This window comes from Amycolatopsis sp. MEPSY49, from assembly GCF_051337345.1.
In the GTDB taxonomy this organism is placed as follows: Bacteria; Actinomycetota; Actinomycetes; order Mycobacteriales; family Pseudonocardiaceae; genus Amycolatopsis.
Map to the genome: position 1 here is coordinate 693,940 of NZ_JBDLYJ010000003.1, position 14,116 is coordinate 708,055.

15 protein-coding genes are annotated in these 14,116 nt (G+C 72.2%); 11 read left to right on the top strand and 4 right to left on the bottom strand.

The window, feature by feature from the left end:
* Positions 1 to 61 precede the first annotated feature (61 nt).
* Entirely contained in the window at positions 62 to 994 is a 933-nt protein-coding gene (locus ABFJ78_RS17565) for a ferritin-like domain-containing protein (RefSeq protein ID WP_436387407.1), read from the bottom strand.
* 109 nt (positions 995 to 1,103) lie between these two features.
* Between ABFJ78_RS17565 and rimP the strand changes: the two genes are divergently transcribed.
* The 7 genes from rimP to ABFJ78_RS17600 all read left to right on the top strand — a co-directional run bounded on the left by rimP (position 1,104) and on the right by ABFJ78_RS17600 (position 7,814).
* Positions 1,104 to 1,637 carry a ribosome maturation factor RimP gene (gene rimP / locus ABFJ78_RS17570; protein WP_436387408.1) on the top strand — a complete coding sequence of 178 codons (534 nt, stop codon included), beginning with the start codon at positions 1,104 to 1,106 and terminating at the stop codon, positions 1,635 to 1,637.
* Entirely contained in the window at positions 1,634 to 2,680 is a 1,047-nt protein-coding gene (gene nusA, locus ABFJ78_RS17575) for a transcription termination factor NusA (RefSeq protein ID WP_361094747.1), read from the top strand. Before rimP ends, nusA begins: the two co-directional genes overlap by 4 nt.
* A gap of 77 nt (positions 2,681 to 2,757) precedes the next feature.
* The gene (locus tag ABFJ78_RS17580; protein WP_364271753.1) at positions 2,758 to 3,075 is read left to right on the top strand and encodes a YlxR family protein; all 318 of its coding nucleotides are present in this window, start codon (positions 2,758 to 2,760) and stop codon (positions 3,073 to 3,075) included.
* 78 nt (positions 3,076 to 3,153) lie between these two features.
* Entirely contained in the window at positions 3,154 to 6,126 is a 2,973-nt protein-coding gene (gene infB / locus ABFJ78_RS17585) for a translation initiation factor IF-2 (RefSeq protein ID WP_436387796.1), read from the top strand.
* Between the two features lie 76 nt (positions 6,127 to 6,202).
* Positions 6,203 to 6,496, top strand: a complete 294-nt coding sequence (locus ABFJ78_RS17590) for a DUF503 domain-containing protein (RefSeq protein WP_436387409.1) — start codon at positions 6,203 to 6,205, stop codon at positions 6,494 to 6,496.
* A gap of 19 nt (positions 6,497 to 6,515) precedes the next feature.
* Positions 6,516 to 6,992: a 30S ribosome-binding factor RbfA gene (gene rbfA / locus ABFJ78_RS17595; RefSeq protein WP_436387410.1), complete on the top strand. Its 477-nt coding sequence runs from the start codon at positions 6,516 to 6,518 to the stop codon at positions 6,990 to 6,992.
* A 3-nt stretch (positions 6,993 to 6,995) separates the two neighbouring features.
* On the top strand, positions 6,996 to 7,814 hold the full coding sequence (locus ABFJ78_RS17600; protein ID WP_436387411.1) for an alpha/beta hydrolase: 819 nt from the start codon (positions 6,996 to 6,998) through the stop codon (positions 7,812 to 7,814).
* Here the strand turns inward: ABFJ78_RS17600 and ABFJ78_RS17605 are convergent.
* The gene (locus tag ABFJ78_RS17605; protein WP_436387412.1) at positions 7,806 to 8,429 is read right to left on the bottom strand and encodes a class I SAM-dependent DNA methyltransferase; all 624 of its coding nucleotides are present in this window, start codon (positions 8,427 to 8,429) and stop codon (positions 7,806 to 7,808) included. The two genes, ABFJ78_RS17600 and ABFJ78_RS17605, sit on opposite strands and share 9 nt — an antisense overlap.
* Entirely contained in the window at positions 8,426 to 8,968 is a 543-nt protein-coding gene (locus ABFJ78_RS17610) for a TetR/AcrR family transcriptional regulator (protein WP_436387413.1), read from the bottom strand. Before ABFJ78_RS17610 ends, ABFJ78_RS17605 begins: the two co-directional genes overlap by 4 nt.
* 136 nt (positions 8,969 to 9,104) lie before the next feature.
* On the opposite strand from ABFJ78_RS17610, the gene ABFJ78_RS17615 reads away from it, so the two are divergent.
* Together ABFJ78_RS17615 and ABFJ78_RS17620 are read left to right on the top strand one after the other, a co-directional pair.
* The gene (locus ABFJ78_RS17615; protein WP_436387414.1) at positions 9,105 to 9,332 is read left to right on the top strand and encodes a hypothetical protein; all 228 of its coding nucleotides are present in this window, start codon (positions 9,105 to 9,107) and stop codon (positions 9,330 to 9,332) included.
* A gap of 19 nt (positions 9,333 to 9,351) precedes the next feature.
* Positions 9,352 to 10,497: an SPFH domain-containing protein gene (locus tag ABFJ78_RS17620; protein WP_436387415.1), complete on the top strand. Its 1,146-nt coding sequence runs from the start codon at positions 9,352 to 9,354 to the stop codon at positions 10,495 to 10,497.
* A gap of 12 nt (positions 10,498 to 10,509) precedes the next feature.
* Here the strand turns inward: ABFJ78_RS17620 and ABFJ78_RS17625 are convergent, their stop codons facing one another.
* Positions 10,510 to 11,541 carry a TRM11 family SAM-dependent methyltransferase gene (locus ABFJ78_RS17625; protein ID WP_436387416.1) on the bottom strand — a complete coding sequence of 344 codons (1,032 nt, stop codon included), beginning with the start codon at positions 11,539 to 11,541 and terminating at the stop codon, positions 10,510 to 10,512.
* Positions 11,542 to 11,566: 25 nt separating this feature from the next.
* On the opposite strand from ABFJ78_RS17625, the gene ABFJ78_RS17630 reads away from it, so the two are divergent.
* Both ABFJ78_RS17630 and ABFJ78_RS17635 read left to right on the top strand, forming a co-directional pair.
* Positions 11,567 to 12,556 carry a DHH family phosphoesterase gene (locus ABFJ78_RS17630; RefSeq protein ID WP_436387417.1) on the top strand — a complete coding sequence of 330 codons (990 nt, stop codon included), beginning with the start codon at positions 11,567 to 11,569 and terminating at the stop codon, positions 12,554 to 12,556.
* Between the two features lie 144 nt (positions 12,557 to 12,700).
* The gene (locus tag ABFJ78_RS17635; RefSeq protein WP_436387797.1) at positions 12,701 to 14,020 is read left to right on the top strand and encodes an MATE family efflux transporter; all 1,320 of its coding nucleotides are present in this window, start codon (positions 12,701 to 12,703) and stop codon (positions 14,018 to 14,020) included.
* Positions 14,021 to 14,116: the final 96 nt, after the last annotated feature.

Genomic DNA, 14,116 nt, shown 5'->3' on the forward strand with positions numbered 1-14,116 from the left:
GTGAATGACTCATTCATGTCACCAGGCGACATGAATGAGTCATTCACTACGTCCGTGCGGGTCAGCCGGCCTGGCCGGGCATGGCGATCGCCGTGGGCTTCTCGCCCGCTTCGGACCGCCACGGGGTGCCGCGGCGCGAGGCCGCGACCAGCGCGTGCAGCGCCGTCGTGCGCAAACCCGCGTCGTCGGTGTGGTTGATGACCGCCAGCCACGCGTTCGCGCAGTCGGCCTCGGCCGTCGCGACCACCAGCGACGCCGACTTCGCGTCCGTCACCGGCTTCTTCGGGACGTACGCCGCTTCGGGCGCGACCGGGGTCGCCCCGGCCGCCGACAGCATCGTCTGCAGCAGGTCGCGACGCACCGCGTGCTCCGCCGCGCCGGCCTTCTCGGCGTCGCCGAAGTCGCCCGGCAGGAACGCGCTGACCAGGCCGTACACCCAGACGGCGGCGTGCTCGGCGGCGAGCGCGGTCTGCAGCGGGTCCACCGCCTCCGCGGGCGCCGCGCCGGCGGCCGCCACGGGCGCCGGCGCGTCCTCGCCGGGGCCCAGGGCCGGGGCCGTGCGCTGGAGCGCCGCGCAGCCCGCCGCCACCGCCGCGACCAGGCCGGCGCGGTAGCGCGGCAGCCCGCCGACGAGGTCCTCGGCCTGCTTGCGCGCGGTCGCCAGCCGCTCCTTCAGGTCGCTCAGCGCGGCCGGGGCCGGCGGCGTCGCGGACGTCGACGGCTTCGGCCGGTTCAGCCGGTCCACTTCGGACTTCAGCGCGGCCGCGTGCGCCGCGCGCGCGTCGGCGAGCTGGCCGGCGGCGTCGGCGTCCTCGCCCTTGGCCAGCGCCCGCGCGGCGGCGGCGTCCGCCTCGGCGGCGGCCAGCAGCGGCTGCAGGGGGTCGGGGCTCGCGTCGTAGCCGGGCCCGCACGCGGCCAGCGGGACGGCCAGCGCGGCCAGCGCCCCCGCGCGGAGGGCGGCACGACGGGTCAGGTCGGTCGGTCTTCCGGTCACGTCGGCCCATCCTGCCAGGCCCCGGGGCGGCCCCGCCGCTCGCGCGGAGGGAACGGGGGACCGGATAAGCTGGTCCACCACCGACCCGCGCAACCGAGGAGAGCCCCACGTGCCAGGAGAACTCGCCAGCCGGCTTCAGCCGATAGTGGCCGAAGCCGTCACCGCCGCGGGTTTCGACCTCGACTCGTTCGAGGTGCAGCAGGCCGGCCGGCGGCAGCTGGTCAAGGTCGTCGTCGACGCCGACGACGGTGTCGGGCTGGACGAGGTCGCCGAGGTCAGCCGCAAGGTCTCGGCGGCGCTCGACGAAAACGAGCACGTGCTCGCGAGCGCCTACACGCTGGAGGTCACCTCGCCGGGCCTCGACCGCCCGCTCACCCAGCCGCGGCACTGGCGGCGCGCGCGGTTCCGCCTGGTGAAGATCACCCCGGTCGAGGGCACGGCCTTCATCGGGCGGGTCGGCCACGCGGGCGAACACGCCGCCCGCGTCCTCGAAGGCGGCAAGGTCCGCGACGTCCGCTACGCCGACGTGGCGAAGGCGGTCGTGGAGATCGAGTTCAAGCAGCCGCCCGCCGAGGACCTGAAACTGCTCGAAGACGACGCGTCCGGCATGATCGCGGCCGAGACGGAGAAGGGGTCGAAGTGAACGTCGACATCGCCGCGCTGCGGGCGATCGAACGGGACAAGGACATCCCCTTCGAAACGGTGATCGAGGCCATCGAGACGGCCTTGCTCACCGCGTACAAGCACACCGAGGGCCACCAGCCACACGCCCGCATCGACATCGACCGCAAGACGGGCCTGGTGCGCGTGCTCGCGCACACGCTGACCCACGACGGCCAGGTCGACGAGGAGTGGGACGACACCCCCGAGGGCTTCGGCCGGATCGCCGCCACCACCGCGCGCCAGGTCATCCTGCAGCGGCTGCGCGACGCCGAGCACGAAAAGACCTTCGGCGAGTTCTCCACCAAGGAGGGCGAGATCGTCGCCGGGGTGATCCAGCGCGACGCCCGCGCCAACGCCCGCGGCATGGTCGTGGTCCAGGTGGGTGACACCGAGGGCGTGCTCCCGTCCGCCGAACAGGTGGCGGGGGAGTCCTACGAGCACGGCAGCCGGATCAAGGCGTACGTGGTCACCGTCTCGCGCGGCAACCGCGGCCCGCAGATCACGCTCTCGCGCTCGCACCCCAACCTGGTGCGCAAGCTGTTCGCCCTGGAGGTCCCGGAGATCGCCGACGGGACCGTCGAGATCGCCGCCGTCGCGCGCGAGCCGGGGCACCGCACGAAGATCGCGGTCAAGTCCACCGTGCCGGGCGTCAACGCCAAGGGCGCCTGCATCGGCCCGGTCGGCGCGCGCGTGCGCAACGTGATGAGCGAGCTGGCCGGCGAGAAGATCGACATCATCGACTACTCCGAGGACCCGGCCCGGTTCGTGGGGAATGCCCTGTCGCCGGCGAAGGTTGTTTCGGTACGAGTCGTGGACGAGCGGGCGAAGACGGCCCGCGTCGTGGTGCCGGACTTCCAGCTGTCGCTGGCGATCGGCAAGGAGGGCCAGAACGCCCGCCTCGCCGCCCGCCTGACCGGCTGGCGGATCGACATCCGCAGCGACGCCGCACCGGCGGACGACGAGGGTGATCAAGACCACGCCCGTCCACCGCGGCCCGCCGCGACAACCGGTTCGGCTGAGTGAAGGTCGAAGCGCTAGACTCAGGAGTGGTTCGAAGCCCGCGGCGGGTAGCCGAGCACCAGCCCCACCGGAATTCCCCGGTGCGGACTTGTGTCGGCTGCAAGCGGCGGGCATTGATCGGTGAGCTGCTGCGCGTGGTCGCGGTGGCCGGGCGGGTGGTCGTCGACGAGCGTCGGCGGCTGCCGGGCCGGGGGGCTTGGCTGCACCCCGACCCGGACTGCCTGGCCAAGGCCGAACGGCGGCGAGCCTTCCCGAGAGCCTTGCGGGCTCCCGGGGCGCTCGACGCCCGCGAGGTCCGCGAGCACGTCGGGCGCACCACCCCGCACCACGAACCCGGGACGTCCCCGGGGTCGCGAGGAATCAAGGAAGCAGGTCGACCCGTCATGAGTCAGCCGTGAAGCTGAAGCCATGAGCGTCAGACAATAAGGACGAGGTCAGCGGGTTTTCCGCCTGGCCTCCCCTAGATGAGGAGAGTTGTGCCAGGCAAGGCCCGCGTACACGAGCTCGCGAAGGAGCTCGGCATCACCAGCAAGGACGTTCTCGCGAAGTTGAAGGAACAGGGCGAGTTCGTCAAGTCCGCGTCGTCCACGGTCGAGGCGCCCGTCGCCCGCCGTCTCCGCGACGCGTATGCGCCCAAGGGCGCGAAGAAGCCCACCCCCGGCCCGTCGGCGCGCCCCGGCCCGCCGGCCGCCAAGCCCGGGCCCGCCGCCCCGAAGCCCCCCGCGCCTGCCCAGCAGGCTCCGGCGGCCCAGGCGGCACCCGCCCCGGCTCCGGCCGCACCCCAGCAGCAGGCGCCCGCGGCGTCGAAGCCGGCCACCCCGGGGCAGCGTCCCGGCCCCCGGCCCGGCCCGCGTCAGCAGCCCGCCGCGCCCGCACCCCAGGAGCAGGTCCCGGCCGCGAAAGCGGAGGCGCCGGCCGCTCCCAAGCAGGACACCCCGGCCGCGCCCGCGCAGGGCACCGGCTCGGTCGTCCCGCCGAAGCCGCAGGGCCCCAAGCCCGGCGGTCCCAAGCCCGGTCCGCGCACCCCGCGGGTCGGCAACAACCCGTTCGGCGTCGGTTCCGGCGCCCCGCCGCGCCCGCAGGCCCCGCGCCCCGGTGGCGGTCAGGGCGGCGACAACCGCCCGCCGCGTCCCGGTGGCGGTCAGGGCGCCGGTGAGCGCCCGGCCCCGCGGCCCGGTGGCGGCGCCGGCGGCAACCGGCCGAGCCCGGGCAACATGCCCCCGCGGCCGAACCCCGGCATGATGCCGGGCCGCACGCAGCGTCCCGCCGGTCCCGGTGGCGGCGCCCGCGGTGGCCCCGGTGGCGGCGCCCGTGGCGGCCCTGGTGGCGGCGGCGGTCGTCCCGGTGGCGGCGGCGGCGGTTTCCGCGGCGGTCCCGGTGGCGGCGGCGGTGGCTTCCGCGGCGGTCCCGGTGGCGGCGGCGGTGGCGGCGGTTTCCGTCCCGGCGGCGGCACGGGTGCCCCGGCCGGTGGCGGCGGCTTCCGCGGTGGCGGCGGCGGTCGTGGCGGCCCCGGTGGCCGTGGCGGTACCGCGGGTGCCTTCGGGCGTCCCGGTGGTCCCTCGCGCAAGGGCCGCAAGTCGAAGCGGCAGAAGCGCCAGGAGTACATGGACAACATGCAGGCGCCCAGCGTCGGCGGCGTCCGCCTGCCCAAGGGGCAGGGCGAGACGATCCGGCTGCCGCGGGGTGCTTCGCTGACCGACTTCGCCGAGAAGATCGACGCCAACCCGGCTTCGCTGGTGCAGGTGCTCTTCCACCTCGGCGAGATGGTCACCGCGACGCAGTCCGTGTCGGACGACATCCTCGAGCTGCTCGGCGGCGAAATGAACTACACGGTTCAGGTCGTCAGCCCCGAGGAAGAAGACCGCGAGCTGCTGGAGACCTTCGACATCACCTACGGCGACGACGCGGGTGGCGAAGAGGATCTGCAGGTCAGGCCGCCGGTCGTGACCATCATGGGTCACGTCGACCACGGTAAGACCCGCCTGCTCGACACGATCCGGAAGACGAAGGTCCGCGAGAGCGAGGCCGGCGGCATCACGCAGCACATCGGTGCGTACCAGATCGAGACCGAGCTCGAGGGCAACCCGCGGCTGATCACCTTCATCGACACCCCGGGTCACGAGGCGTTCACCGCCATGCGTGCCCGTGGTGCCAACTCGACCGACATCGCGGTGATCGTGGTGGCGGCCGACGACGGTGTGATGCCGCAGACGGTCGAGGCGATCAACCACGCGCAGGCCGCCAAGGCCCCGATCGTGGTCGCGATCAACAAGATCGACAAGGAAGGCGCGAACCCGGACAAGATCCGGCAGCAGCTGACCGAGTACGGCCTGGTCGCCGAGGAGTACGGCGGCGACACGATGTTCGTCGAGATCTCCGCGCGGCAGAACATCAACATCGACGGCCTGCTCGAGGCGATCCTGCTGACCGCGGACGCCGCTCTGGACCTCCGGGCCAACCCGGACATGGAGGCCCAGGGTGTCGCGATCGAGGCGCACCTCGACCGCGGCCGCGGCCCGGTGGCCACCGTCCTGGTCCAGCGCGGCACGCTGCGCGTCGGTGACTCGGTCGTGGCGGGTGACGCCTACGGCCGCGTCCGCCGGATGGTCGACGAGCACAACGTCGACGTGACCGAGGCGCTGCCGTCGCGTCCCGTCCAGGTCATCGGGTTCACCTCGGTGCCGGGTGCGGGCGACACCTTCCTGGTGGTCGACGAGGACCGCGTCGCCCGGCAGATCGCCGAGCGCCGCGCCGCTCGTACGCGCAACGCGCTCAACGCGTCGCGCCGCAAGCGGGTCAGCCTCGAAGACCTCGACTCCGCCTTGAAGGAGACGAACAGCCTCAACCTGATCATCAAGGGTGACAACTCGGGTACCGTCGAGGCCCTCGAAGCCTCGCTGCTCCAGCTGGACGTCGGCGACGAGGTCGAGCTGAACGTGGTCCACCGCGGTGTCGGTGGCGTGACCGAGTCGGACATCGACCTGGCGACCGCGTCCGACGCGATCGTCCTCGGGTTCAACGTCCGCGCCCAGGGCAAGGCGACCGAGCGGGCCACCCGCGAGGGCGTCGACGTCCGGTACTACACGGTCATCTACCAGGCGATCGACGAGATCGAGCAGGCCCTCAAGGGCATGCTCAAGCCGGAGTACGAAGAGGTCGAGCTGGGCCGCGCGGAGGTCCGCGAGGTCTTCAAGTCCTCCAAGATCGGCACGATCGCGGGTTGCCTGGTCATGTCCGGCGAGATCCGGCGCAACGCCCGGGCGCGTCTGCTTCGCGACGGCACCGTCGTCGCGGAGAACCTGCCGATCAGCTCGCTGCGGCGGTTCAAGGACGACGTGGTCGAGGTCCGCGAGGGCTACGAGTGCGGTCTGACCCTCGGTTCGTACGGCGACATCAAGGTCGACGACGTGATCGAGACCTACGAGCAGCGCGAGAAGCCTCGCGCCTGACGCTCGGGTGCCGGGTGCGCGCGGGAGGTTTCCCGTGCGCACCCGGCCCATCCCTACTACACCACCAAAACTGCCTATGTTCGTCGGAGCTCTCGAGCTCGACATCCTGCTCGGCGACGTCCATTCGCTGAAGCAGAAGCGATCCGTGGTCCGTCCGGTGCTGGCCGAGGTGCGCAAGCGCTTCGCCGTGTCGGTGGCCGAAGCCGGGCACACCGACCTGCACCGCCGGACCCTCATCGGGGTGGCCGTGGTCGCCGAAGGTGGCGAGCACGTCCGGGACGTGCTCGACTCGTGTGAGCGGTACGTGGCGAGCCGGCCGGAGTTCGAACTGCTCTCCGTCCGCCGCCGGCTGCTCGGTCCAGACGATTAGATTTCTCTAGGAGAACGACATGGCTGATCCGGCTCGGGCTCGCAAGCTCGCCAAGCGGATCTCGCAGATCGTGGCGTCCGCGATCGAGCATGAGGTCAAGGACCCCCGGCTGGACTACGTGACCATCACGGACACGAAGGTCACCGGCGACCTGCACGACGCCACGGTGTACTACACGGTGCTCGGCGAGAAGCTGGACTCCGTCCCGGACTTCGCCGGTGCCGCGGCCGCGCTCGAATCGGCGCGCGGCGTGCTCCGCACGAAGGTCGGCCAGGGCACGGGCGTCCGCTACACACCGACGCTGACGTTCGTCGCGGACACCATCCCCGAGGAGTCGAAGCGGATCGAGGACCTCCTCGCGAAGGCCCGCGAGGCCGACGCGGAGGTGGCGCGCCGCGCGACCGGCGCCCAGCACGCGGGCGACGTCGACCCGTACAAGGCGCCGCGCGAAGACACCGAAGACGACGAGTTCGCGGAGGAGGAGAGCCGGGGCTGACCCGTGCTTTCCCGCCGTGGCCTGCTCGCCGGCAGCGCGTTGACGCTGCTGGCGGGCTGCTCGTCGGCGCAACCGGCTCCCGGTCCACCTCCGGTGCCGGCACCGACTCGCCCGTCGGCGCCGCGCGACCCGGTGACGGTCCAGCGCATGCACTCGGCCGCCCGCGGCACGGACGTCGACCTGGTCCTCATCACGCCCGAAGGCGTTCCGGCATCGGGCCTGCCGGTGTGCCTGGCCCTGCACGGCCGCGGCGCCCGGGCGCGGACGTTCCTCGACCTGGGCGTTCCCGCGGCGTTGACACAGGCCGTGCGCGAGGGCGTACCGCCGTTCGCGGTGGCCGCCCTCGACGGCGACCACTACTGGGTCGATGTCGGCGAGGACGACGACCCCCAACGCATGCTGACCGACGAAGTCCCGGGCTGGCTGGCGGCCCGCGACCTGCGCCCGGCTTCGGCGGTGTTCGGGATATCCATGGGCGGCTTCGGCGCGTTGCGCTTCGCCCGCGCGCACCCGGACCTGAAAGCGGTCGCGACGGCGAGTGCCGCCCTGTTCGTCAGCTGGCCGGATGCCCGCAGCCGCAAGGTGTTCTCGGACGAGGCCAACTGGCGCGCCGAGGAACCGTTGCTGCACACGGGAGAACTGCGCCCGGACGCGCTCGGCGTCTGGTGCGGCGAGTCGGACCCGTTCCTGGGCGCGGACCGCAAGCTGGTGAAGGCGGTTTCGCCTGCCGTGTCGAGGTTTTCGCCGGGCGCCCACAAGGACGAGTACTGGCGAGGGATCCTGCCGGACGTCCTGAAGTTCGTGGGGCAGCGGCTAAGCTGACGCGCGCGCGAACAGGATCGCCGACGGCACTTCGCTTTCCGGGCGGATCAGCCATTCCGCCTCGACCGTGAACCCGGCCGCCCGGACCCGCCGCGCCAGCCACCACGGCTGGCGCAGGTGGATGTGCACGCGCATCGGGTGCCCGCCGTAGCCCTCGGTCTTCAGGCGGGTTCCCGCGCCGACGTGGTAGCCGATCATCAGCAGGCCGTCCGGGCGCAGCACGCGGCGGAAGTGCGCCAGTGTCACCGGTACCGACTCGTCCGGGATGTGGATCAGCGACCAGGACGCCAGCACACCCGCGACCGACGCGTCGGGCAGCGCGAGGTCCGTCATCGACCCCACCTCGAACCGCAGTTCCGGATGGGCCTGCCGGGCCAGGTCGATCATCCCCGGCGAGAGGTCGATGCCGGACGCGTCGACCCCCAGCGAAGCCAGGTACGCCGTGAAGTGGCCCGGGCCGCAGCCGACGTCCACCGCCGGGCCGCCGACCTCCGCCGCGAACAGCGTCAGCGCCGCCTTCAGCTGCGGCTGCGCGGACAGGGCGTCCGCCATGAACTCCGCGTAGCTCGACGCCACGGTGTCGTACGACGTGCGGGTGTCCGCGAGCCACGTCATCGCGCGCGCAGCCCGTCGAGGACCATGCCGAGCGCGCGCCGCCAGTCCGGGGTCGCCGTCGCCGCCGCGAACACGAAGGCCAGGTCCTCCGCGCGGAAGTCCGTCCGCAGCGCGCCGGCCTCCTGAGCGCGCGAGATGATCCGGTTCATCCGGGAACCGTTGGCCTGCTTGGCTTTTTCCAGTCCGGACGCGGGGTCGAACACCCGCGAGCACACCTCGGTGAAGCCGCGGTCGGAGACCTGCATCAGCACCGAACGTTCGAGGAACAGGACGAAACCCGCCCAAGGGTCTTCGCACGCGAGAGCCTCCGCCAACACGGCCTCAGACTCTTCCAGCACCGGCAGGAACGCCGCCTCGACCAGGTCGGCCCGGGTCGGGAACCGGTTGTAGAGCGTCCCGATCGCGACCTCGGCGCGGCGCGCGACCTCGTCCAGCGGCGCGTCGACGCCCTTGGCGCCGAACACTTCCCGCGCGGCCGCCACCAGCGCTTCCCGGTTGCGCCGGGCGTCCGCGCGCAGGGGGCGTTGCTCGACGGTCACGGTCCGGAGTATAGCCGCGAAGGTTGCCTTCTGATCGGAACCTCACAGTGCCGACGGCCCGCGCCCGCCGGGAGCACAATGGGGGACAGCGGGGCAATCCCCGCGTCGAGGCGGCCACCGAGGGAGGTCGGCACCCGTGCACTCCGATCTCTCCCCGGCCGGGCGCACCGGAGTCCTCCTGGTCGGCACCCGCGGGCAGCGGGGCCCCGGGGAGGTGCTGATCAGGATCAGGGGCGGCCTGGAAACCTTCCTTGCCTGGTCCGACACGGAGCTGGCGAAGGGCACGACCGTCCTGGTCGTGGAAACCCGGGGCCGGCGCGCGGTCGACGTCGTGGCGTGGGACGCCTCGGAACCCACTTCCTAGTGTGCGAAGAAGGACAGCCATGTTCGGGTATCGCGTTCCCGCGCCCAACGAGGCGATGCTGATCTCCGGGGGCAAGCACAGCCAGGGCGACTCGCCGTTCCGGGTCGTCACCGGCCACGGCGCGTTCGTCATGCCGGTCTTCCGGAAGGTCCGGTTCCTCACGCTTTCCATGTGCGAGGCCGAAGTGACCGAAGTGTGCGTCACGAAACAGGCCATCGCCCTCACAGTGCGGGCGGTGATCGCGTTCAAGGTCGGCAACGACACCGAGAGCATCGTCAACGCCGGTCAGCGGTTCCTCTCCGACCAGGACCAGATGTCCGTGCTGACCGGCCGGATCTTCGCCGGCCACCTGCGTTCGATCATCGGGTCGATGACGGTCGAGGAGATCATCACCGAGCGGCAGAAGCTCGCGACCGAGGTGCTGGACGGCTCCGCGGTCGAGATGGCGAAGATCGGGCTCACCGTCGACGCGCTGCAGATCCAGTCGATCGACGACATGAAGCTCGGCTACATCGCGGCGATGGCCGCGCCGCACAACGCCGCCATCCAGCGGGACGCGCAGATCGCGCAGGCCGTGGCGAACCAGGCCGCGGCGGAGGCCGAGCAGAAGTCCCAGCGGACGCAGGCGGAGTACGCCCGGCAGACCTCGATCGTGCAGGCGCAGTACCGAGCCGAGGTCGAGGCGGCGCAGGCCGAAGCCGCCCAGGCCGGACCGCTCGCGCAGGCCAAGGCCCAGCAGGAGGTCATCGACGCGCGCACCGAGCTGGCCCAGCGCGAAGCCGAACTGCGTCAGCAGCAGCTGGTGGCCGAGGTGATCAAGCCCGCCGGCGCGGAAGCCGAGCGGATCCGCACTCTCGCGCTGGCCGAGGCGGAGCGGATGCGCGTGCAGGCCGAAGCGGCCGCGTCGAACAACCGGGTCGCGCTCGACCGGATGCTCATCGACCAGCTGCCGCAGATCGTCAAGGAAGCCGGGCGCGGCCTGTCCGGGGCGAACGTGAACATCCTCAACGGCGCCGACGGCCTGGGCGAGATGGCCGCCGGGCTCGTCGGCCAGGGACTGTCCATCTTGGACTCGCTGAAGCGCGGGCTGAGCACGCCGCCGGCCGCTCCGATCGGAGTGCCGGAAGAGAACGGGCAGGTGACCAAGCCCGAGCTCACGCGGTAGCGCTTTGTCGACTCAAGAAGCGGGCTTCACCGCGACGACCAGGTCACGCAGGATGGCCTGGTCGACCCGGTGGGTGAACTCGTCCCACGGCCCGCCTTCGCGGACGTCGAGCCCGGCCTTGCGCAGCACCTCGACGAGTTCTTCGCGCGGCAGCACGGTGGTGTTCCACGAGATGCCGAGCGCCCCGCCGGGCCGCAGCACCCGCGTCCACACCGGGACGGCCGCGGCGAGCAGGTCGCGCGGGCTGCGCTGCAGGCCCGCCTCGCGGTGGCTGCCGTGCTGGACGCCGTACGGCGCGTCGGTGACGATCACGTCGCACGAGTTCGCCCGCAGCACCTCGTCGGTGGTCAGCGTGTCGGCCTGGAAGTAGGTGAGCTTGCGGGTGTCGCCCGCTTTGTACGCTTCCTTGTCCAGCGCGTACTCGATGTCGAGCCGCCGGCCGAGCCGGACCTTGTTGCGCCGCAACTGACCCGAGTCGGCGGTGTGCTTGACGCGCTTGTTGCGCAGCCACGTCTTGATGAACGCCTCGTAGGCCTCGAAGTCCTTGGCGTCGACGTCCAGGCCGGTGGCGTGCAGGCCGTACATCATCGCCTGGTTCAGCGTGGTGCCGCGGCCGCACAGCGGGTCGAGCAGGTACTTCGGCCGGTCGGAGAACGGGTCCGCGGTCGCCAGCAGCGTCACGTTCAGCAGCAGCTTCGTGAACGACTCGTTGGTCTTGCCCGGGTACTTCTGGATGGTCAGCAGGTCCGAGTCGGCCTTCGCCAGCGGCGTCACGGTGACCGGGCGCAGGACGCCGTCGCCGAGTTCGAACAGCGCGTACAGCGACGAAAGGTTCGACAGCAGCGCGAGGTCGCGCTCGCCGAGGGGCACCGAGCTGGTGAAGCGCACGTACCCGACGCCGCCCAGCTCGACCTCCTCGATCCCGGACAGCTCGGCCGGCAGCACCGCGCCGAACACCGCCAGCTCGGCGCGCAGCAGCGCGGGGGAGGAGGCGGCGTAGACCCGGTTGGCTGACGGGTGGACCAGGATCACGTACTCAGGCATCCCGCAGAGCGTAGCGTGACGCACCGTGACCCCTACTTTGGCGCAGGACATCCGGGACGCGGCCGCGCTGCTCGCGTCGGCGACCGACGTGACGGTGCTCGGCCACGTCCGCCCGGACGCGGACGCCCTCGGCAGCGCGCTCGCCCTCGGCCGGGCGCTGCACCAGCGCGGCGCTCGCGTCCGCGTGTCGTTCGGCGAGCCCGACGAGGCCCCGGAGACGCTGCGGTGGCTGGACGAGGACGGCCTGCTCACCCACCCGGACGACCTGCCGGACAGCGAAGCGCTGCTGGTCTGCGTCGACACGCCGGTGCCGAAGCGGCTGGGCCGGCTCGCCGGGCGCGTCGAGCTCGCCGGCTCGGTGCTGGTGATCGACCACCACGCGACCAACACGTTCTACGGCGGCTGCAACGTCGTCGACGAGACCGCCGAGGCCAGCGCGATCCTCGTGTTCCGGATCCTGGACGCGATGGGCGTCGAGCTCGACGAGCCGATCGCGCGCGGGATCTACGCCGGGATCGTCACCGACACGAGCGGGTTCCGCCGGGCGAGCCCGGAGACGCACCGGATGGCCGCGCGGCTGCTGGAGGCGGGCGTCGACCCGGAGAAGGTGGTGCGGCGGATCGTCGACGAGCGGCCGTTCGGCTGGCTGCCGATGCTGTCTTCGGTGCTGCGTGACGCTTCCCTGGAGCCGGAAGCCGCGCAGGGGCGGGGTTTCGTGCACGCGGTGGTGCGGATCGACGAGGCTCGGACGGTCCGTGGCGAAGAGGTCGAGTCGGTGATCGACGTCGTCCGCTCGGTGCGCGAGGCGGCCGTGGCGGCGGTGCTCAAGCAGGACGTGACGAACCCGGCGCAGTGGCAGATTTCCCTGCGCTCGATCGGCATCGACGTCTCGGCGGTGGCGGCGGAGTTCGGCGGCGGCGGGCACCGGCAGGCCGCGGGCTGCACGATCGCCGGGACCGCGCCGGAGGTCCTCGCCGGGTTGCGCGAGGCGCTGGAGCGGGCGCCGCTGCTGTAGGCACTAGCGGCCTGCCTCGCCGCCCGCGCCTGTCGTCTCCCGAGCGGCCCACCCCGGCCGCGCGGGTCGGACGGCGGGCCGGGAAAGTTCCCGCGTTCCCGCCGGTCAGAACTGTCGGTGCCGGCGGTTAGAGTCCGGTCCGTGGTGAACGTGGAGGAGACGGAGCGGATCCCGGCGAAGCGCGTGCTCGGCCTGGCCGTGCCCGCGCTGGGGGTGCTGGCCGCCGAGCCGTTGTACGTGCTGGTCGACACCGCGGTGGTCGGCCACCTGGGCGCGCTGCCGCTGGCCGGGCTCGCGCTCGGCGGCGTGGTGCTGGCCCAGGTGTCGAGCCAGCTGACGTTCCTGTCGTACGGCACGACGTCCCGCACGGCCCGGCTGCACGGGGCGGGCCGTCGCGCGGACGCGGTGCGCGAAGGCGTCCAGGCGACGTGGCTGGCGGTGCTCGTCGGGCTGGTCGTGCTGGTGGCCGGGCAGCTGCTGGCGTGGCCGATCGCGCGGGCGCTGTCGGGCAGCGACGAGGTGGCCGGCGCGGCCGTGTCGTGGGTCCGGATCGCGCTGTTCGGCGCGCCGCTGATCCTGGTCACGATGGCGGGCAACGGCTGGATGCGCGGGGTGCAGGACGCCGCGAAGCCGTTGCGGTACGTGCTGGCGGGCAACGGGATTTCGGCGGTGCTGTGCCCGGTGCTCGTCTACGGGGCGGACCTCGGGCTGGAGGGCTCGGCGATCGCGAACGTGGTGGCGCAGGTGATCTCGGCGTCGCTGTTCGTCGTGGCGCTGGTGCGCGAGAAGGTGGGGCTGCGCCCGGACTTCAAGGTGATGCGCGCCCAGCTGGGCCTGGGCCGCGACCTGGTGCTGCGCAGCTTGGCGTTCCAGGCGTGCTTCATCTCGGCGGCGGCGGTGGCGGCCCGCACGTCGACGGAAGCCGTGGGCGCGCACCAGGTGGTCCTGCAGTTGTGGACGTTCTTGGCGCTGGTGCTGGACTCGGTGGCGATCGCGGCCCAGTCCCTCGTGGGAGCGGCGCTGGGCGCGAACGCGGCCCGGCAGGCGCGCGGGGTGGCGGCGCAGATCACGGGGTACGGGCTGCTGCTGGGGTGCTTCCTGTGCGTGTTGTTCGCGGCGTTGTCGTGGGTGCTGCCGCACGCGTTCACGTCCGACGCGGGGGTGCTGGCCGAGATCCCGCACGCGTGGTGGTTCTTCGTGGCCCTGCAGCCGATCGCGGGAGTGGTGTTCGCACTGGACGGCGTGCTGCTGGGGGCGGGGGACGCGGCCTTCTTGCGCAACGCGACCCTCGGCAGCGCGGCGCTCGGCTTCCTTCCGCTGATCTGGGCGTCACTGGGCTTCGGGTGGGGTTTGACGGGGATCTGGATCGGGCTGTCGCTGTTCATGGTGTTGAGGCTGGTGTTCGTGCTGGTCCGCTGGCGGTCGGGCAACTGGGCGGTGACAGGCGCGATCCGCCCGGCGTGAGAGGCAGTCGGGTGACGGCGGTTACCTGTGGGCAAGACCACCCGGATAACGGCTATGTTTCGTCGTTGCTTAGGCGCTACAAGTAGTAGGGACGGC

Coding starts and splice junctions, on each gene's coding strand:
- ABFJ78_RS17625 (WP_436387416.1), bottom strand. CDS start 11,541: ATGCCTGAGTACGTGATCCTGGTCCACCCGTCAGCCAACCGGGTCTAC.
- ABFJ78_RS17605 (WP_436387412.1), bottom strand. CDS start 8,429: ATGACGTGGCTCGCGGACACCCGCACGTCGTACGACACCGTGGCGTCG.
- ABFJ78_RS17590 (WP_436387409.1), top strand. CDS start 6,203: ATGTTCGTCGGAGCTCTCGAGCTCGACATCCTGCTCGGCGACGTCCAT.
- rbfA (WP_436387410.1), top strand. CDS start 6,516: ATGGCTGATCCGGCTCGGGCTCGCAAGCTCGCCAAGCGGATCTCGCAG.
- ABFJ78_RS17620 (WP_436387415.1), top strand. CDS start 9,352: ATGTTCGGGTATCGCGTTCCCGCGCCCAACGAGGCGATGCTGATCTCC.